This is a genomic window from Psychrobacter sp. AOP5-GZ1-6, from assembly GCF_052376345.1.
Lineage (GTDB): Bacteria > Pseudomonadota > Gammaproteobacteria > Pseudomonadales > Moraxellaceae > Psychrobacter.
On record NZ_JBQSVP010000028.1, the window covers coordinates 13348 to 32262 of the forward strand.

Annotated in this window: 16 protein-coding genes; 11 read left to right on the forward strand and 5 right to left on the reverse strand. The window is 42.0% G+C overall.

The features are described from left to right. Positions 1–50: 50 nt before the first annotated feature. Positions 51–680 carry a BLUF domain-containing protein gene (locus ACT3RN_RS05835; protein WP_442069966.1) on the reverse strand — a complete coding sequence of 210 codons (630 nt, stop codon included), beginning with the start codon at positions 678–680 and terminating at the stop codon, positions 51–53. A gap of 742 nt (positions 681–1422) precedes the next feature. Between ACT3RN_RS05835 and ACT3RN_RS05840 the strand changes: the two genes are divergently transcribed. Continuing rightward, a complete protein-coding gene (locus tag ACT3RN_RS05840) occupies positions 1423–3060 on the forward strand; it encodes a nitrilase-related carbon-nitrogen hydrolase (RefSeq protein ID WP_442069964.1) in 1638 nt (545 codons plus the stop codon). Between the two features lie 121 nt (positions 3061–3181). After that, positions 3182–3730 carry a protein disulfide oxidoreductase gene (locus ACT3RN_RS05845; protein ID WP_442069962.1) on the forward strand — a complete coding sequence of 183 codons (549 nt, stop codon included), beginning with the start codon at positions 3182–3184 and terminating at the stop codon, positions 3728–3730. Positions 3731–3984: 254 nt separating this feature from the next. Here ACT3RN_RS05845 and ACT3RN_RS05850 read toward each other — a convergent pair whose 3' ends face one another. After that, a complete protein-coding gene (locus ACT3RN_RS05850; protein ID WP_442074777.1) occupies positions 3985–5343 on the reverse strand; it encodes an NCS1 family transporter in 1359 nt (452 codons plus the stop codon). Positions 5344–5461: 118 nt separating this feature from the next. Further along, positions 5462–6160: an aspartate/glutamate racemase family protein gene (locus tag ACT3RN_RS05855; RefSeq protein ID WP_442069833.1), complete on the reverse strand. Its 699-nt coding sequence runs from the start codon at positions 6158–6160 to the stop codon at positions 5462–5464. A 138-nt stretch (positions 6161–6298) separates the two neighbouring features. Between ACT3RN_RS05855 and ACT3RN_RS05860 the strand changes: the two genes are divergently transcribed. The 4 genes from ACT3RN_RS05860 (at position 6299) to ACT3RN_RS05875 (ending at position 11633) form a co-directional block, all read left to right on the forward strand. Further along, positions 6299–7015, forward strand: coding sequence for a GntR family transcriptional regulator (locus ACT3RN_RS05860; RefSeq protein WP_442069835.1), 717 nt, complete (start codon positions 6299–6301; stop codon positions 7013–7015). A 300-nt stretch (positions 7016–7315) separates the two neighbouring features. After that, positions 7316–10153, forward strand: a complete 2838-nt coding sequence (gene ileS, locus ACT3RN_RS05865) for an isoleucine--tRNA ligase (RefSeq protein ID WP_192520065.1) — start codon at positions 7316–7318, stop codon at positions 10151–10153. Continuing rightward, positions 10146–10781, forward strand: coding sequence for a signal peptidase II (gene lspA / locus ACT3RN_RS05870; RefSeq protein ID WP_192520064.1), 636 nt, complete (start codon positions 10146–10148; stop codon positions 10779–10781). The genes ileS and lspA overlap by 8 nt, the downstream gene beginning before the upstream one ends. Before the next feature lie 240 nt (positions 10782–11021). Next, on the forward strand, positions 11022–11633 hold the full coding sequence (locus ACT3RN_RS05875) for a hypothetical protein (RefSeq protein WP_442069837.1): 612 nt from the start codon (positions 11022–11024) through the stop codon (positions 11631–11633). 131 nt (positions 11634–11764) lie between these two features. Here ACT3RN_RS05875 and ACT3RN_RS05880 read toward each other — a convergent pair whose 3' ends face one another. Next, on the reverse strand, positions 11765–12436 hold the full coding sequence (locus ACT3RN_RS05880) for a DUF1294 domain-containing protein (protein ID WP_442069839.1): 672 nt from the start codon (positions 12434–12436) through the stop codon (positions 11765–11767). 404 nt (positions 12437–12840) lie between these two features. Here ACT3RN_RS05880 and ACT3RN_RS05885 point away from each other — a divergent pair, with 404 nt between their 5' ends. Both ACT3RN_RS05885 and ACT3RN_RS05890 read left to right on the forward strand, forming a co-directional pair. After that, entirely contained in the window at positions 12841–13338 is a 498-nt protein-coding gene (locus ACT3RN_RS05885) for an FKBP-type peptidyl-prolyl cis-trans isomerase (protein WP_192520429.1), read from the forward strand. A gap of 34 nt (positions 13339–13372) precedes the next feature. Continuing rightward, positions 13373–14413, forward strand: coding sequence for an aldo/keto reductase (locus tag ACT3RN_RS05890; protein ID WP_192520428.1), 1041 nt, complete (start codon positions 13373–13375; stop codon positions 14411–14413). Between the two features lie 139 nt (positions 14414–14552). Here the strand turns inward: ACT3RN_RS05890 and ACT3RN_RS05895 are convergent, their stop codons facing one another. Further along, a complete protein-coding gene (locus tag ACT3RN_RS05895) occupies positions 14553–15383 on the reverse strand; it encodes a lysophospholipid acyltransferase family protein (protein WP_192520427.1) in 831 nt (276 codons plus the stop codon). Between the two features lie 299 nt (positions 15384–15682). Here ACT3RN_RS05895 and hflX point away from each other — a divergent pair, with 299 nt between their 5' ends. From hflX to ACT3RN_RS05910, 3 genes are all read left to right on the forward strand, one after another. Beyond that, positions 15683–17110: a ribosome rescue GTPase HflX gene (hflX, locus tag ACT3RN_RS05900; protein ID WP_192520426.1), complete on the forward strand. Its 1428-nt coding sequence runs from the start codon at positions 15683–15685 to the stop codon at positions 17108–17110. 512 nt (positions 17111–17622) lie between these two features. Continuing rightward, positions 17623–18042 (forward strand): CidA/LrgA family protein, encoded by a 420-nt coding sequence (locus tag ACT3RN_RS05905; protein WP_192520425.1) that lies wholly within the window; start codon positions 17623–17625, stop codon positions 18040–18042. Between the two features lie 33 nt (positions 18043–18075). Continuing rightward, positions 18076–18765, forward strand: coding sequence for an LrgB family protein (locus tag ACT3RN_RS05910; protein ID WP_192520424.1), 690 nt, complete (start codon positions 18076–18078; stop codon positions 18763–18765). Positions 18766–18915 lie beyond the last annotated feature (150 nt).

Sequence of the window (18915 nt, forward strand, 5' to 3'; positions counted from 1 at the left end):
AGGTTAGCGTCTTTTTTATGGCTTTTGAAACCTACAATTTATAGATATTTTTATAGATATAGTAGTATCCATGCAACGATCAGTAATATGCTCAAAAAACCTTGAATGACTAAAAATGCTTGGTGCGGCGCTGCGATATGGCGAAACATGTTACCCAGTGCATTATACGTAATCCCTGCGGCTTTCACATGTGGCGGGCTGTCAAAGGTTTTGATGATATGCAAAAACTGTTCGGTACGATCTGTTGACCAACCATGCGGTGCAAATGGCAAATAAGGAGATAATTGCGTGGCTTGTTTTTTGGTCGCTGGTGACCATAACCAACGTTCTAAAAACAGCAAACGCATACGCCAATCGGTAAAGCTACGATGCTCTATGGTATGCAAAAGCAATACTTCAACATTTTTATGGCGACTATCTGCAAAAATACGTTGCTTTAGGGCATATACGTGAGCCTTTTCACCTTCAATACATTGCAAAAAGTGACCACTGCCATAACAGAGTGTGCCTGTAATACCATGCTGTTGATTATATTTACGTGCATGGCTTTCCACTTCATCAAATATAGAAGCACTTAAGCGAGAAACAAGCGTCAGACTACTAACATAGACCAATTGAACCAACGCTGAGTCTTCAATCTCATCCCACGTGCTGACTCTAGTGTTGTGACTTAGGGGCATAATAAAAAATCCTAAAAAACCGTTTAAATACGGCTAAATGAAATAAGCAAAATAAAACGATGCCCGAATACATAAGAGATACTGACTCACAAAAACATAGCAAATAATTACTACGTTAGGCTGTCATTGCTTGTGGAGCTTGCTATGATAATTGGCGTCTCTCGGAGCGTGCTCTCAATTCAATCGATAGTCATTTAAATGGGTTAAAAGTGGCTAAATCCTGCCAAACTGCGTCAAGTAGCTTGCCAATATCTCGATATTATCTGCACTATTTTCCTTGTTCGACTGCAATTTATCTCATTTTTATTACCATTTTTAAAATGAGGACACAACCTAGACTACTAAAAAATGATATTTAAGCGTAATATTGGCTCAATATGAACGTTATTCCTAGACATTACCCAAAAGCTGCTGTAAATATCCATTTCCAGCGAAACTTGATAGCTTTTTTATTCACTTTTTCAGCGAAATTAAATCTAAAAGTCACTTTAGCACTACCTAAACCAACAGGCTAAATCAAATAAAATAATTTCATAACTTATTGTAAATACAATGATAAATTATTGTAACGCTAATGTTTTGTGATTGAAATGTTTTTATCACTTTTTTATATAAAAACTTATTAGCATGACCACTGGTCTACCCCATACTTTCTAGGGCTTATCCTCATTTTAGAGAGGATAATAAAAATAAAGAACCACCCCAATATCCATAACCAATGAAGATCTAAAATAGGAACATTATGAGCAAAATTGAAAAAATAGATGACTTTCATTTAACCATTGCAGAAATCAAGAAAAAAGACTATCCACAACTCAAAGAACTGATGGATCGTGTCTATGTTAACTTAGGTGGTGCATGGTCAAAGACCACTATTCACACGTTAATTGATGCCTTTCCTGAAGGTCAGATTGCCTTATTTGACCATGATCAACTGATCGGTATCGTCCTTTCTATGCGCGTAGATTATGCCAAATTTTCTAACCCGCATACTTACGATGATTTGATTGGTCATAAAGAAATCATTAGAGACAACCCCGAAGGCGATGCGATCTATGGTCTAGATGCTTTGATTGACCCAGAATATCGTGGCTATCGCTTGGGACGCCGATTATATGATGCACGCAAAGAGCTGTGTCGTCAGTTGAACTTCCGTGCTATTTTGGCTGGTGGCCGTATTCCTAACTATCATAATCATCAAGATCTCACACCTGGTGACTATATTGATGCCGTGGCGGCACGTGAAATTCATGACTCTGCTCTGTCTTTTCAGTTATCCAATGGCTTTATCGTCAAACGTATTTTGACTGCTTATCTACCAGATGACGCACAATCTAAAGGTTTTGCTACCCTGCTTGAGTGGGCTAATATTTATTATGAGCCAAAAGACTATAAGCCAAATACACGTAAGTCTGAAGTGCGGATTGGCGGTATTCAATGGCAAATGCGAGAAGTTGAATCACCTGAGGAGCTGCTACAACAGGTTGAATTCTTTGTTGATATCATGGCTGATTACAACTCTGACTTTGCTTGCTTGCCAGAATTTTTTAATGCACCATTAATGGGTTTATGTGAATCGACAGACCAAAACGTCGCCATTCGCTTTTTGGCTGGTTACACTGAATGGTTCAAAAATGAGATATCGCATTTAGCAGTCAGCTATAACGTCAACGTCATCACAGGCTCTATGCCACTGTTGGATGAAGAAGACACTTTATATAATGTCAGCTATCTATGCCGCCGTGACGGTACGGTTGAAGAACAACGCAAAATCCACATTACCCCACATGAACGTAGCGCTTGGGTCATTGAAGGTGGTGACGAAGTCAAAGTGTTTGACACAGACGCTGGACGCATCGGCATCTTGATTTGTTATGATGTCGAGTTTCCTGAACTTGCTCGTCTGATGGCATTAGATGATATGGACATTCTATTCGTGCCTTTCTGGACAGATACCCAAAATGGTTATCTACGTGTGCGTCACTGCGCGCAAGCACGTGCTATTGAAAACGAGTGCTATGTGATGATTTGTGGCTCAGTCGGGAACTTACCACAAGTTGAAAGCCTAGACATTCAATACGCCCAGTCATCTATTTTTTCACCATCAGACTTTGCGTTTCCACATGATGCAATCATGGCTGAAACCACAGCCAATACCGAAATGGTATTCTTCTCCGATTTGAATCTAGATAAACTTATTCACGTACGCAACGAAGGCTCAGTACACAATTTGATTGACCGCCGTGACGATTTATTCAGCTTAAAGTGGAAAAAGAAAGCCAAGATTCCAGCAAGCAAGCTGACCGATGAGGAACGCCGTGAAAACTCAGGTAGTGTGCTCATCGGCGATCCCTTGCAAGACCGTGCACAGAAGCCTTAATCAATTGGGTGAAAGAAGCCACCTATTAACAACCATGTAATCGGATTTTGAATAATACGGCTGACCTCTCAGCCGTTTATTTTTACCTACCCCAAATACCTAAGACAAAAAAGCCGCCATTATGACGACTGATATAGAAAAAAAAGAGATTACCAAAAAGACACTGAAGCAAAAAATACTGTCCATCGTTAAAACCGTACTGACATACGGTCTGATGTTTGCTGTTATTTATACCGCGGTCAACTGGTGGCGACAGCCTATCATGCCAGCTAATCCGCAGTTGCAATTGATGGACTATCAAGGACAAACAGTTGATTTAGCCGCGCTGAGTCACGAGCAACCGACACTGGTATATTTTTGGGGTACTTGGTGTTCAGTCTGCAGCATCACCTCTCCAACTATTAATAAATTGGCCGCCGCAAATGACTATCCTGTGGTGACTATCGCTGTCCAATCAGGATCAAACCAAGAATTGCAGAATTACTTGATTGAAAAAGACTTTATTTTTACAACGATAAACGATCAAGAAGGTCTTATCTTCGATGACTGGCAAGGACAAGTGACACCTTCTTATGTCGTTCTAAAAGATGGCGAGATGACGCAAGGATTAACCGGTATTCAGCCACTTTGGTCATTGAAGTTACGACTGTGGCTATCTTCGGTTTTTTAACAGACAGTAGTTTTTGAATAGGCAGTGCTGATATAAGTTTTTCTAGCCTCTCTTCAGCTTATACCATTCACAAAAAGTAGAGTAGCAAGGAAAACGAGTGCAAGTACTACGCACGGTAGACTAAACAAGTTTGACACCGCTAATCGTATTTTTTGGGATTGGTATTATTTTGCCTTTTCTAATCAGTAAAAGCCTGTCTATCTCTTGGATAAACAGGCTTTCATGAACACTTTATTATGCTAAACCTATGTTTCTTACGACATAAAACGTTGCGCAGAAGGCATTTTGAGCATTAGTATCCAATAGATAGCCCCCGCTGGAATCAAACTCGCATACCAAGAGACACTAGAGAACGTTAAGGCGACGACAATACCTACAGCCATGGCGATCACTGCAGCCATATTGACTCCTTTGTAAGGGCCGTTTTCATCATAGAGCTTATCAAGATCCAGTTTTTGCTTACGCAGGAAGTAATAATCCACCACCAAAATAGCAAATAGAGGGCCTAAGAATGCTGAGTAAGTCTGAATAAATAAGTTTAAGCCTGCTGCCGATTCATCTTTTACTAGCTCCCAAGGGAACGTACCAAAAGCCAGTAACCCTACAAGCACAGCAGCCGTTTTGTACTTAATCTTAAAGATATCCATCAGTGCATAAGCGGGTGGTACCACATTATTTAAAATATTGGTTGTCACCTGAGCAAAAGCAATGAACAGCATGGTAATCACAAGTAAAGGCTTATTGTCTACTGCACTCGAAAACACCTTGATAGGATCAACCTCGCCTGTGGCACTGGTCACCATTAGTCCAATCAAACCCATAAAAAGCGTTGCCGGTAATATCGAGTTTGCATAAATAGCCACTTGACGAAACAGACCAACCTCTTCCTTTAACTCACGTGAATAGTCTGAGACGTTCAGCATCATGGTGCTGTACACACCCAAAAACAACATCGTAGCACCCCAAAAAGGTGTACCCCAAGTTCCTTCTACATTTATAAGATTGCTCGATATCGCATCACCATACTTATTAATGACACTCACAAACATATAAATCAGTGAACCAATAATAAAGACCGAGCCAATGTTTTCAAGCCATTTAATACCATGAAAACCAAGAACAGATAAACCAATTTGTAAAAACTGAAAACCAATAAAGAATGCGACAAGATTACTATAACCAAACAAAGCATCGGACACTAAGTTCAATGCTCCTGCACCTATCCAGCTCTGAAAACCAAACCACACAATAGCGGGCACTGAGCGAACCAAAGCAGGAATACGGCTCCCAGAAAAACCAAATGCAGAACGGCACTGCACCATAAATGGAATACCGTATTTATGGCCGGCGCGACCATTAATCATTAGTGCAGCACCAATCACGGTACAACCAATCGCAATAGCTAAGACGACTTGTAACAAGTTCAACGTACCGACCAGACCTGATCCGACGGTAAACGTACCAATGGACACACAACCACCCAACCATGCAAACAAATAGGACCATGGGCCCATGATGCGAGTGGTTTGAGGTGCTAGACTCTCTTGACCAACGGCCTTATGTTCAAGAGAGTCTACGCCTAGCGTTACTGTATTACCTTTTACATTTCCCATCACCTTCTCCTTCCCTAAAAAGTTTATTGAAAAAATCTATAGTGCGATTACAAGTTCCTTAGCTTCGAGTCGTTAATGACTTACATATTAATGACTTACATATTCAGTTATCCTTGATTTAACTTTTAATGGGTTGTGCATAAGCACCAACCTTGCTAGTTTTCAGACCACAACCGACCAAGGCCTCAACCATACGTACTGCAACCGTTACTCCATCAATAACAGGAACCCCTGTCTCTTTTGTCAACCACTCTGTTAAATCAGCCATTCCCGCACAGCCTAATACCACTGCTTCGCAATTATCTTCTTCTACAGCACGTAGAATCTCATCACGAACTTTTTCACGTGCGCCTGAATTAGGTTCTTCTAGTGCAAGTACTGGTATGGCCGCAGAACGTACACGTCGGCATCGATGGGATAATCCGTAACCATGAACCAACTCTTCAATAATAGGTATAGAGCGCGGTAGCGTCGTGACCACACTGAACGAAGTTGATATCATACTTGCCGCTTTTACTGCCGCCTCACAAATACCGAGTACAGGTCCGGAAAAAACCTCGCGGCAAGCATTAATACCTGGATCATCAAAACACGCCACTACCACACCATCGACGCCTTCAGCTTCAGCTTGCTGTACGCGATCCAATAGGCCTGGTACGGATATCGCCTCATCATAATGACCTTGAATAGAAGCCGGTGCATTTGTGCCCGAAGCACTGATAAGAACAGTATCAACACTTACTTTTTGACGAGCACTTTCTACAATTTTATCTGTCATAGATACCGTTGAGTTTGGGTTCATTACTAAAATCTGCATAAAATTTCACTCTTCGTGGTTTTTGATATGGGAAAATAAAATATTGTTAATAATCATTGTTAACTATTTTTGTTAACAATACAATAGATAACTTCATTTTTGTTGTTAAAAGGAGGAGAGCACACTATAATTCCGGCTATGACTACATCAAAAACCAAAAACTTAAAAACGCAAATTGATGAGATGCCAGAACAGGCAATCATTAACTCAATCACGTCTGCAGTATCAGAACAGCGCCTACCTGCCGGAACAAAACTTGGTGAGCAGATGCTGAGTAATTTATTCAACTGTAATAGGGCAAATGTTAGGCGCGCACTCTCGACCCTTGCCACCATGCATGTCGTACAAATACGACCTAACAAAGGTGCATTCGTCGCCACACCCTCTCCTAAAGAAGCAGAAGATGTGTTCGAAGCTCGTCGTACTATTGAGCGCACTTTGGCTTGCAGCGTGATTAAAAATGCCGATGCAGAGGATATCGCTGATATGCGCCGTATGATTGCGTCTGAGGCCGAGGCGCGGAAACAAGGAAATAAGCCTGCGGAGCTACGATTGTCACGAGAGTTCCATATGAAATTAGCAACTATTGCAAAGAACCAAGTACTAGAAAAATTTTTAACCGAACTAACATTGCGCACCACGTTGATTATTGGTTTATATAATGAAGTGGGCTCTTCTAGCTGTGCCGAAGATGAGCATTTAGGTATCGTAAAAGCGATTGAAGCAAGAGACGAACAAAAACTTATTTTATTGATTGATGAGCATCTTTATCATTTGCAGTCTAGTCTTAACTTTGAACATAAAACAAACGCCTTTTCTACATTGGCAGAGCAGCTGACGATTGCTACCACTTAGACATGCTCTGTCTTTTAATTATGCATTTTGTACCTTGAACGTTTTAAGCATTTTGAATCAATTGCAGTAAATTGATTCAAAGTATGACAACTTATTCATATCAAACAGGGTTTTTAAATTTCAAACACACCTTTTCCTGCTCAACACAGACCTTCTTACGCCCTATTTTTAATCAGTGATTTGCCCTATAATAGATGGCTTTGATTGCATTAGCCGTCCTGACAGATTTAGAAATCATCGTTTTACGTATTGAATTGCATGACCATCTTTTTACTATATAACTAGATAAAGACACTACTTATGACCGAATCTATCGACTATAAAGACACGTTAAACCTTGCAGACACGCCATTTGCGATGCGTGCAAACCTCGCCAAGCGCGAGCCAGATTGGCTGGCTGCTTGGGAGGCAGATGATGTATATGGCAAAATTCGCCAATCACGTATCGGTGCTCCTAAATATATTCTGCACGACGGCCCTCCATACGCCAACGGTCAGATTCACTTAGGCCATGCCGTCAATAAAGTACTAAAAGACATTATCGTAAAATCAAAAACCTTATCAGGTTTTGATGCGCCTTACGTACCAGGCTGGGACTGTCATGGTCTACCAATCGAACAAAAGGTCGAAGCCAAAGTCGGTAAAGTCGGCAAAAAAGTATCTGCAACGGAGTTTCGTGGTCTATGCCGTGAATATGCGAGCACTCAAATCGAACTACAAAAAGCAGACTTTAAACGTTTGGGCGTATTCGGCGATTGGGACAACCCTTATCTAACGATGAACTTTCACCAAGAAGCCAATATCGTGCGTGCACTGGCCAAAATCTATGAAAACGGTCACGTCACTCGCGGTATGAAACCCGTCAACTGGTGCTTAGACTGTGGCTCTGCGCTAGCAGAAGCCGAAGTTGAATACCAAGACAAAGTATCCGACGCCATCTATGTAAGCTTTGACGTGCTCGATACTGACAAGGTTGCAGCCTTAGCTGACTTGGGCAATATCGCTGCCATCATTTGGACAACGACTCCTTGGACGTTGCCTGCCAACCAAGCCATCGCCGTCAGCCCTGACAGTGACTATAGTGTCGTCGCGACTGAAAAAGGTAATTTTTTATTGGCTGCCGATCTCGTTGAAACAGCAGTAGAGGAACTTAAATTAGAAAATAAAGGTGTCTTAGCAACGGTATCAGGACGTGAGCTTGAAGGTCTGCGCGCGCAGCATCCATTGATTGAAGACCGCCAAGTGCCGCTTATCTTAGGCGATCATGTGACTACCGATAGTGGTACTGGCTTAGTCCATACTGCACCCGGTCATGGTCTCGACGATTATATCGTGGGTCTTCAGTATAACTTGCCAGTTGAAAACCCAGTGAGCGGCACAGGTGTCTATTTAGATAGTGCTGCGGTGTTTGCTGGTGAACACATCTATAAAGCCAATCCTAAAATCATCGCGGCTTTGCAAGATAACGGTCACTTAATCAACCATACCAAAATTGAACACAGCTATCCGCATTGCTGGCGTCATAAGTCACCAATTATCTTCCGTGCAACGCCGCAGTGGTTTATCAATATGGAAGCCAAAGGTCTGCGTGAGCGTGCACTTGCTGACATTCCTGCCGTCAATTGGACGCCAGCATGGGGACAGAACCGCATCGAATCTATGATGAATGGTCGCCCTGATTGGTGTATTTCACGTCAGCGTACATGGGGTGTGCCCATCACTTTCTTTACTCATAAAGAAACAGGTGAGCTACATCCAAACACCCTTGAGCTGATGGAAGTCGCAGCACAAAAAATCAATGAAGGCGGTGTTGAAGCTTGGTTTGATGCCAGCTGTGAAGACTTCTTGGGCAGCGAGGCAGCTGACTATGATAAAGCAACTGATACCCTAGACGTTTGGTTTGACTCAGGAACGACGCATTTTGCGGTACTTGATCAGCGTGATGAATTGACCAACCCAGCGGATATGTATCTAGAGGGCTCTGACCAACATCGCGGCTGGTTCCAAACGTCATTACTGACATCCGAAGCCATATATGAGCGTCCACCATTCAAGCAAGTATTGACCCATGGTTTTGTGGTTGATGAGAATGGTCGCAAGATGAGTAAGTCACTGGGCAATATCATCAAGCCACAAGATGAAATCAATAAAACGGGCGCAGATATGTTGCGTCTGTGGATTGCCTCTAGTGACTACCGTTACGAGATGAGTGCTGGTAAGACAGTATTTAAAGGTGCAATCGATATGTATCGCCGTATCCGTAACACCTTACGTTTCTTATTGGCCAATACTGATGACTTTGATCCAGCCACCAATAGCGTTGATCTCAATGAGCTGGTTAGCCTTGATAAGTTCATCATTGAACGTGCGCAAACCGTACAAGCTCAAATCGTTAGCGCTTATGATGCAATGGACTTTCACCAAGTCACTCAGCATATCACCGCGTTTTGCTCGCAGGATTTAGGTAGTTTTTACTTAGATATCATCAAAGATCGTCAATACACCACGCAAACTGATGGACAGCCACGCCGCTCTGCCCAAACGGCTATTTATCATATCGCTCATGCGTTGATTCGTTGGATTACACCGATTCTGTCCTTCACCGCGCAAGAAGCGTGGGAAGTGTTAGAAGGTAAAAACGGTAACGAAGCAGGCTATGTATTCACCGAAGAATGGTATGAGTTCCCTGCTCTTGAGCTAAGCACTATCAGCAACGATGATTGGCAAAACATCATGCGTGCCAAAGACATGGTCAATAAACATATCGAAACCGCACGTGGCGAAAAAATCATCAATGCCAATCTCTCTGCTGATGTCACGCTATATGCAGATGGTGCAATGCACGAAAGCTTAGCCAAGCTTGGCGAAGAGCTACGTTTTGTACTCATCACTAGCAGTGCTACCTTAAAGCCAATGAGCGCTGCACCTGCTAAAACAGCAACTACAGAAGCTCAAACAGATAGTAGTACAGAAGAGTCAGCAGACTTGGTTGTAAATATCAGTGCGGCGGCTGGTACCAAATGCGTACGCTGTTGGCATGTCCGTGATGATATTGGTACTGATAGTGCTCATCCTGAGTTATGTGCACGCTGTGTGACCAATGTCAGCGGTGATGGTGAGGTTCGTCATTATGCCTAACTCAACAGAACCACCAGAGAGTAAGCAACCACGTATCCAAAGTGATGGCTCACCTGAACCTGCGCATGCGACGACTGGTAGCTCATCGACACCAAAAGGGCGCCTGACAAAAACGCCAAAAATAATCGCTAATGGCAGTCGTGCATTTACATGGTATCTGTTGTCATTGGTCGTCATCATCATTGATCAATGGACGAAATGGCTGGCTGAAACCAAGCTGACGTTTCATGAGCCAGTACCTGTAATTGAGCCATTCCTGAACTGGACATTGGCATATAACTACGGCGCTGCTTTTAGCTTTTTGGCAGATGCTGGTGGTTGGCAAAAATGGTTTTTTGCAGGATTGGCGTTATTGATGTCGCTGTTTTTAGTCGTATATCTGATTAAGGCACCACGTAAAGCCACGCTATTATCTTTCGGACTGGCATTGGTGCTGGGCGGTGCAGTTGGTAATCTAATCGACCGCCTGCTACATGGTCACGTCATCGACTTTATCCATGTACACAATGCTGATGTTTGGCATTATCCTATCTTCAATATCGCAGATATGGGCATCACTATCGGTGTTGCGCTGATTGTCATTGATATGCTGTTTTTAGAAAAGAAGCGTGAAGTACCACAGTCATAATTGCGTGTCGTTAGGTACACTGGTTTGATTTATAAATAGAAAAGGTGGGTTACGTATTCGTAATCCGCTTTTTTTTGGCTTAGGATTTCGCTACAATCAAATATTGTATATATTGAGAGATTAAAACTAGCCATACAGTCGCATGCTTATAAATGAAGATTGCTGATAAATTACGGCTTAGCTATATTAATATTTCTTATCGGTGCACTGGGTATAACTCACAAAAGCTATGGAAAAGTTATGACACAATACCCCGCTCTAGAAGTTAAATGTAAGTCAGGAGAAGAGTTTTTCCATATTGAAGGAGAGCCTCTCAATGAAAAATTGTTATCATTTTGGCAATGGTCTAGCTCTGATCTAGTAAGTAACACTATGAGAGGTATTTTAGCAGAATATATTGTTGCATCTGCTCTTGGCGAGAATCATAGTCATAGAGCAGAATGGGATGCATATGATATTAAAACTAAAGAAGGTATTAAAATTGAGGTGAAATCAGGTGCTTTTATTCAAACATGGCATCAAAAAAAATTATCATCTATTCAATTTAGTATACGTCCTACTAAAGGCTGGGATGCTAAAATAGATAATCGTTCAAATACAACGATGCGACAAGCAGATATTTACGTATTTTGCCTGCTAATACACAAAGAACAAGATACGATTGATCCACTTAATATGAACCAATGGCAATTTTATATCTTGTCTTCAGATGCGCTAACTCAGTCTCTTGGAACCCAAAAAACTATTGTACTCTCTAGTTTACTTCGACTTAACCCAATAATTGCTACTTATTCAGAACTATCTACTGCAATAAAACAGTTAGCTAATAAAAATATTGAAAATCATCCATAAAAATATTTTAGATTAAGTAGAAGTTATGATACCTAGAACATTTTTACAAGCCACTTAAAGACCTATGGCTTTTCAAATTTTATTTTAGATATGGGTGTCAAAACTTTACCGTTAACTATAAACAAATACTCCTAAATTAAAGAATCTAGCAAACCTTTTAAAGCCTCCAACCCACCACCCGCTAACACAAACAACAACCCCGCCATATTAATAACAACGGTCAAATAATAGGTCACACGAAACTCAGGCTTTTGTGATTTATGGCGTAGATACGTCTGTGCAATCAATGCTCCTACCCAGCCACCTAATATACTTAATAAGTGCAGCGTAGACTCAGGCGTACGCCAGTCACCATTCTGTGCTGCTGCTTTGTCTTTGGCATACATTGTATAAGTGATAACACCCAACGCGGCATACCAACCGACTACTAGCCAATTCAGTTTATCCATGACTACCAATAGGATTAAGACACCATAAAACCCAGCACCTAAAAACAACCTTTTCTTTTGTCCTGCTTCAAACTCTGCTTGCGCGCTTCGCTTATGGTTACGCTGACGTATTTGTTGATTCTTTTTTGCCATTTTCTGTTGGACAAATTTGAGCTCTTGCACATCTTTTGCTTGCATTCGCCCTTGATTGTCTCGACCAAGTGTAAAAACCACTTGCTCACCGACATCCGGACGACGACGCGCTTTGAACTCATTGATATGAAAAAATAATGAGCCACCATTCTCTGTTTCAATAAAGCCAAAACCTTTATCGTCTTGCCATTTTTTAACTTGCCCCTGCTGTTTACTAGCCATCGATATGCCCACTCTCTCTTAAATTCGCTAAATACGTAATCAACCTCATATAAGTCAGATACGCTTTCATACTTGCTCAGCCGATGAGTTGTAGTATTTCAATCGCCTGTCTAGTATAGTCAGCCCTAAATAAAAGAGGCACAACCACTAGATATGGGCTACATTTTTCTTGCTTGCTGTGCCTACGCAGACAGAAGCTGCGCAAAATGTAACCCGTATCGCTGTATTTATTTCATAGTGGATTGACTATATATGAACTGTCCTGATATGAACCTTCCTGAGCCGACTATAGTACACTATTTGCGTTACATTTTTTACGCTTACATACGCTGTCAGATGACTTATCATTTCTTATATTATTTTTTGATTTAACATCCCAATTTCGCAACGAATGGCCTTTGACTATGACCGACTCACAATTTATCAATCCCAATGAAGACACCCGTATCACACACGGTAGCCTAGTAAAACTGCATTTTGAAGTATCACTAGAAAACGGTACGGTGATTGACTCTACTTTTAGTCGCGATACACCGGTAAGCTTAACAATTGGCGATGAGAGCTTGTTGCCAGGCTTTGAGCAAGTATTAATGAACCTACGTGCAGGGGACACTCGCACTGCCCATCTTGAGCCAGAACAGGCTTTTGGGGAATGGAATCCTGACAATATCCAACATTTTAGCCGTACTCAGTTTGCGCTAATCGCGGACAACCCAGAGATTGGCATGATGGTTGAGTTTGAAGACAAAGGCAAAAACACCTTGCCCGGAACGATTAGTGCCATCGATGATGACCAAGTCGAAGTAGACTTCAATCACCCGCTCGCTGGGCAATCACTACTGTTTAAAGTAAAAGTATTTAAAGTGACACCACCTGGTGTGACTGGTATACAGCTCGTCTAATACAAGAAGTCTAGTACAATAATAAGGACACAATATGCAATATCAAAAACTGCCACAACTCGACGAACAAGTTTCCAAGATTTGTCTAGGGACGATGACGTGGGGGCAGCAAAATACTGAGTCTGAAGCACATGAACAAATGGATATGGCACTCTCTGAGGGTGTGAACTTTTGGGATACGGCAGAGATGTATCCGTCGCCACCAGATAAAGACAAACAAGGTGACACAGAGCGTTTTATGGGCACTTGGTTTAATAAAACCAAACAGCGTAACAAAGTCATTCTTGCCAGCAAAATATCACCAATGGGGTTTTTGCGTGATGGGCAGACGCGTTTCAACGCGAAGCATATCAGTGGCGCCATTGATGACAATCTTAAGCGTCTACAAACAGACCATATCGATATTTATCAGCTGCATTGGCCTGAACGCCAAACCAACTTTTTTAGCCAGCTTGGTTATACCGAAGAGATGGCAGCGCAACCTCTAGAGGATTTGACGCCTTTTTTAGAGACCATTCAAGCATTGAACGATGAGATTAAAAAAGGCCGCATTCGCTCTTATGGTCTATCGAACGATACGGCATGGGGGCTCATGCGCTATCTGTGGGAAGCGGATAAAAATGGTTTAATTGCACCTGTCACTGTACAAAACCCTTATAGCCTATTGAACCGCTTGTATGAAATCAATATGGCAGAGATTGCCCATCGTGAGAACGTAGGCCTACTTGCTTACTCACCCCTCGGTTTTGGTGTGCTGTCAGGTAAGTATCTTGATGGTAAACGCCCAGCAGGCGCACGTCTAACCATGTATGATCGCTTTGCCCGCTATACCAATGAAGAGGCCATCTCAGCCACCGCTCAATACGCCAAGATTGCTGCTGATGCAGGTTTAGATATGGCTCAAATGGCATTGGCTTTTGTAAACTCTCGTCATTTTGTCACCAGTAATATCATTGGAGCCACCTCGTTAGAACAGCTCAAATCTAATATCGACAGTGTCAATGTAGATCTAACGGCAGATGTATTAGAAGCCATTGAGGCCGTACATACCCAGCACCCAAACCCTTCACCTTAAACTATCGACTGATTAAATTATCAACCGACGACAGCTTTCTAAAAGAAAAAGCACCAATCGCAAGAATAATCATTGCGATTGGCGCCTTTTTATGAATAGCCATCTAACACTCTGAGCATCTCTTACTTATCTCAAAGTTTTATGCTTTAGAGGCTTTTTCTTCAGCCAATTGCTCTAGGGCTGTTTTAGTCAGTACTCGATTATGCAACTCAGTCAAACCTTCTTGCATACGTGCTTGCAAGATATTGGTTATCTCACTCTTATTCAATCCTTTTGGATCTATCGGTTCAAGCGGTAATACATATGCGGTAATGTCTTTGCTATCAAGTACTTTTTTGAGGCTGTCTTTCATCGTCAGCTTACCGTAATAAGGTAACTCTTTGCTCAATGTACCGTCTTTATTGACATAAGTAATCACTAGAGGACGAACTGGTACATCAGCGTCTATCGCCGCTTGCAGCAATTTACCATGAATACGCTTGATTTTTTTGCCATCAGTGGTGGTTGCCTCTGGAAAAAATATGACGGAATAGCCTTTTTTTAGAAAATCAGCAATTTGCTCCGCAACCGAGCCTGCATCACCGGAACCACGCTCAATAAACACCGTACCTGCCGCATGAGCCAACTTACCAAATACTGGCCACTCACCGATCTCAGCTTTGGATAAGAAAAAGGCTGGGCTCAGTGTCCCTACAACCGGAATATCCATCCATGACACATGGTTAGATACCCATAAGCCATGATGCTGCTCTACTCGTTCAACCGCAACAACTTTTACGCCAAAAGATCCTGCCATCTTACGACAAAAGGTCTGAATATAGCGCGGCAATCTCTCACGTGGTGGCTGTCTAAAAGCACCGATACGTTGGGCTGTTCTTAGCCCTCCTGCGATCGTTGTTGTCATACCAGCGATTTTTTTACCGCGACCAAACTGCTGTCTGAGTGAAAAGCCTGACTTGGATTGGCTCATCTGTATCCCTCGTGATTAAAATCATATGATTGTATATTTTAAGCAAACGTAGCGAGTATAACAAAATTTAGCCAGTCAGTGATGATTTGTTCACTGAGTTACGAAGTGCTTTTGTTGGTATTTTATTCAATCACCTGCTCTGTAACATAAAAATATCGATAATTGGACCAATACGCTTTAACATCAAGCAATCAGACCTTATATAGAAGGTCATATAAAAGCTATTTCGACGTTTGTTAAAACGTTTATTAGATTAATATAATAGCGACATCTCTACTTTATTAAATAGGTGACAATCTTTGGATTATTTTGAAAGACACGAAGGTGGCGAACGCGCCATTATAGTACATTTAGACATCCGCCAAATTCAGGATCCTGACGATCTTGGTGAATTTGAGCTGTTGGCAGACTCAGCAGGTGCAGATCGCTTGGCATTAGTAACTGGTTCACGTGCACGTCCTGATGCCAGATATTTCGTCGGCAGCGGTAAAGCAGAAGAGATAGCAGAATTGGTACGCGAGCATGATGCCGATATCGTACTGTTCAACCATAACTTATCGCCTTCACAAGAGCGTAATATTGAAGCATTGGTAAAATGTCGGGTGCTTGATCGTACAGGTTTGATTTTAGATATTTTTGCTCAGCGCGCCCGTACTTATGAGGGTAAGCTACAAGTGGAGCTAGCACAGCTGAATCATTTATCGACGCGTTTGGTTCGAGGTTGGACGCATTTGGAGCGTCAAAAAGGCGGTATTGGTCTGCGTGGACCAGGTGAGACTCAGCTTGAGACGGATCGTCGCTTGCTACAAGTACGCGTTATGCAGCTTAAAAGTAAAATTGAGAAAGTCAGACAGACACGCGCACAAGGTCGAGCCCGTCGCCAAAAATCAGATGTACCAACGATATCGCTTGTTGGTTATACCAATGCTGGTAAATCCACACTATTCAACCGTTTGGTCGATGAAAACATTTACGCGGCTGACAAACTATTTGCCACGCTCGATCCAACGCTACGCCGCTTAGATTGGCAAGGTGTGGGACGTGTGGTTTTGGTCGATACAGTAGGCTTTGTCCGTCATCTGCCTCATGAGTTGGTCGAGTCGTTTCATGCAACGCTAGAAGAAACTCTAGAGGCAGATTTATTATTACATGTCATCGATTCTTCTAGTGAAGACATGCATGAGCAAGTTCAAGCAGTCAAAGACGTACTTGCTAAGATTGACAACGATGTGCCTGTACTCAATGTCTATAACAAAATTGATTTGACCGACGAGCCTGCACGTGTCGGTTATGCTAGTGAAGGCCAACCTAATCGCGTTTATGTTTCTTCTAGGGAAAATTTGGGCATTGAAGAGTTATCATTGGCAGTGCAACAGTTGCTCACTGGCACACTAACCACTTTTGATTTGACGCTGCCCTATCATGCAGGACAATTAAAAAACACCTTGTATGAACTCGGTGTCATTCAAGAAGAAAGCTATGATGATACGGGTCATGAGTGTTTAACCATTCGCTTGCCAAGTGATAGACTCAGACAACTACTTGGTCAAGCCGATTTAGATCCTGTAGATGTATTGCCATTAGCGCAAGCAACGCTACTAATGCCGATACTAGAAGAGTTTGAGCAGCCTGCTGAAGAGGAAGAGCTGACGATGACGGCAGCTGAAGAACAGGCGTTTGATGACTTCGATGCGTTAAACACTGAAACAGAACATCCATCGAAATAGAAATATTTTAAATATAATATTGTAAAGGTCTGATTATAAAGCTATAAAAGCTAAACAAGACACAGCTAGTACCATATTCGACTGTTCAACAGGCCATAATAAGAGGATGATATCAATCGATGTCATCTTTTTTTGTGATATATATATCGTGAACACTGATATCTAGTCCAAACAACAAAGCACGGTATTACCTTATAGACTTTATTAGTTTGATTACTCTGTATATAATCATTTGTTATCTATTCAACAAACATTGATATATAGGACACATATACTAAGGCATTATGACCTAGCGCGTGTTATCAATTAGCATATTAATAGATGTAGTGGCCTCAAAATAGCTAAATTTTGCCAAACATCATCAGCAAATTTGCCAATATACTCATATCAACGGCAATTGCTTCATTGTTTATCTACAATTTTTCTCATTTTAAGGCTCACAATCTAATTGATGACACGCCCTAGTCTAATCTTGTAACTACCCTATATGTCTGACATGGCCAGCATTTCTTATGAAATCTACTCATCCCTCTAATATGCCCCTATGGCTTGCAATAATCCTGACTTTAATCATGGTTATCATTGTCCGTGAGACAGCCGTTATTGTCTGTCAGTGGGCAGGTATCGAAAAAGCGGCCAATGTTGTCGGCTTGGTCGCTATGTTTTGCATTTTAATCACATGGCGATTACTCAAAGGCTTACCAAGCTGGCTAACGCAAGCCAGTAACCTTTTATTGGTTGATAGTGGCTTTGCTTTCTTACCAGTCTCTGCGGGTGCAGGATTACTACTATTCGCCTTAGGTGACGAGCTATGGGGAGTAATGCTAACAATTATGATCAGTACGTTGCTTCCATTGTGGGGGCTGGCTATCCTTGCCAACAACTGGCTAAATAACGATATTGACCACACTACTATTGAAGAGCACAAATAATCGCTGTGAGTGATATAGAACAAGGAAATTGTGATGAGTTTTGACAATATATTTGTGGCGACCTTGGCAGCAATAGTACTAACCTTAGCAGCACACGTGATTGCTCGTGTACTGGCACGCAAGCTTGCATGGTTGCCAATGGTAATTACTGCCTTAGCCCTTGTCTTACTCTTTTTGTTCATTCTGCAATGGAATTACGATGATTATTATGATGTTGCCAAGCCCGTATTTGACCATCTATTAGGATATGTCACTGTATTACTAGCCGTGCCGCTAGCAGCGATGAATTTTAAAGGGTTGCCAGTCAAAAAATTGACACTAATCGTTGGCATTGCAAGTATGGTTGGTGCATTACTACCGATGTCATTAGCGTATCTACTGTCATTAAGTCACGACACCATTCTTGCCTTTGCGACACGTTCAGTGACCACCCCGATTGGTCTGAGTGTCGCTGATTTGATTGGAGCACCCCTTGCCCTAGCCAACTTAATTATTATTGTCTCAGGGCTTATCGGTGGTATGTTAGCGCGGTTTTTGTTTCGTGGTATCAATGATGATCGTGCAAAAGGCCTAGCACTTGGACTAGCCGCTCATGCTTTTGGTACCGTCGAAGCTTGGCAAATCAGTCAAACCGCGGGACGTTATGCTGCATTTGGATTGGCAGTGAACGGTCTAGTAACCGCCGTCTGGGTACCCGTATTTATTAGTGCACTTAGTGGTTAAATGATCCATATAGCCCTAAATTCTTTCTAGCTGTTTCTTAATAGCCCACTCGAGTTATCTTCACTTTTTTACTAACAGGTTATATACCCTGGCATGAGGATCGGTCTACGGCTGAATTAGTCAATTCAGAATACCTAGCATATTGATTTA

Excerpts from the sequence above, each read along its gene's own strand:
- ileS (WP_192520065.1), top strand. The coding sequence starts at position 7,316 with ATGACCGAATCTATCGACTATAAAGACACGTTAAACCTTGCAGACACG.
- ACT3RN_RS05890 (WP_192520428.1), top strand. The coding sequence starts at position 13,373 with ATGCAATATCAAAAACTGCCACAACTCGACGAACAAGTTTCCAAGATT.
- ACT3RN_RS05860 (WP_442069835.1), top strand. The coding sequence starts at position 6,299 with ATGACTACATCAAAAACCAAAAACTTAAAAACGCAAATTGATGAGATG.
- lspA (WP_192520064.1), top strand. The coding sequence starts at position 10,146 with ATGCCTAACTCAACAGAACCACCAGAGAGTAAGCAACCACGTATCCAA.
- ACT3RN_RS05885 (WP_192520429.1), top strand. The coding sequence starts at position 12,841 with ATGACCGACTCACAATTTATCAATCCCAATGAAGACACCCGTATCACA.
- ACT3RN_RS05840 (WP_442069964.1), top strand. The coding sequence starts at position 1,423 with ATGAGCAAAATTGAAAAAATAGATGACTTTCATTTAACCATTGCAGAA.
- ACT3RN_RS05905 (WP_192520425.1), top strand. The coding sequence starts at position 17,623 with ATGAAATCTACTCATCCCTCTAATATGCCCCTATGGCTTGCAATAATC.
- ACT3RN_RS05855 (WP_442069833.1), bottom strand. The coding sequence starts at position 6,160 with ATGCAGATTTTAGTAATGAACCCAAACTCAACGGTATCTATGACAGAT.
- ACT3RN_RS05895 (WP_192520427.1), bottom strand. The coding sequence starts at position 15,383 with ATGAGCCAATCCAAGTCAGGCTTTTCACTCAGACAGCAGTTTGGTCGC.
- ACT3RN_RS05835 (WP_442069966.1), bottom strand. The coding sequence starts at position 680 with ATGCCCCTAAGTCACAACACTAGAGTCAGCACGTGGGATGAGATTGAA.
- ACT3RN_RS05845 (WP_442069962.1), top strand. The coding sequence starts at position 3,182 with ATGACGACTGATATAGAAAAAAAAGAGATTACCAAAAAGACACTGAAG.
- ACT3RN_RS05850 (WP_442074777.1), bottom strand. The coding sequence starts at position 5,343 with ATGGGAAATGTAAAAGGTAATACAGTAACGCTAGGCGTAGACTCTCTT.
- ACT3RN_RS05910 (WP_192520424.1), top strand. The coding sequence starts at position 18,076 with ATGAGTTTTGACAATATATTTGTGGCGACCTTGGCAGCAATAGTACTA.
- ACT3RN_RS05880 (WP_442069839.1), bottom strand. The coding sequence starts at position 12,436 with ATGGCTAGTAAACAGCAGGGGCAAGTTAAAAAATGGCAAGACGATAAA.
- ACT3RN_RS05875 (WP_442069837.1), top strand. The coding sequence starts at position 11,022 with ATGACACAATACCCCGCTCTAGAAGTTAAATGTAAGTCAGGAGAAGAG.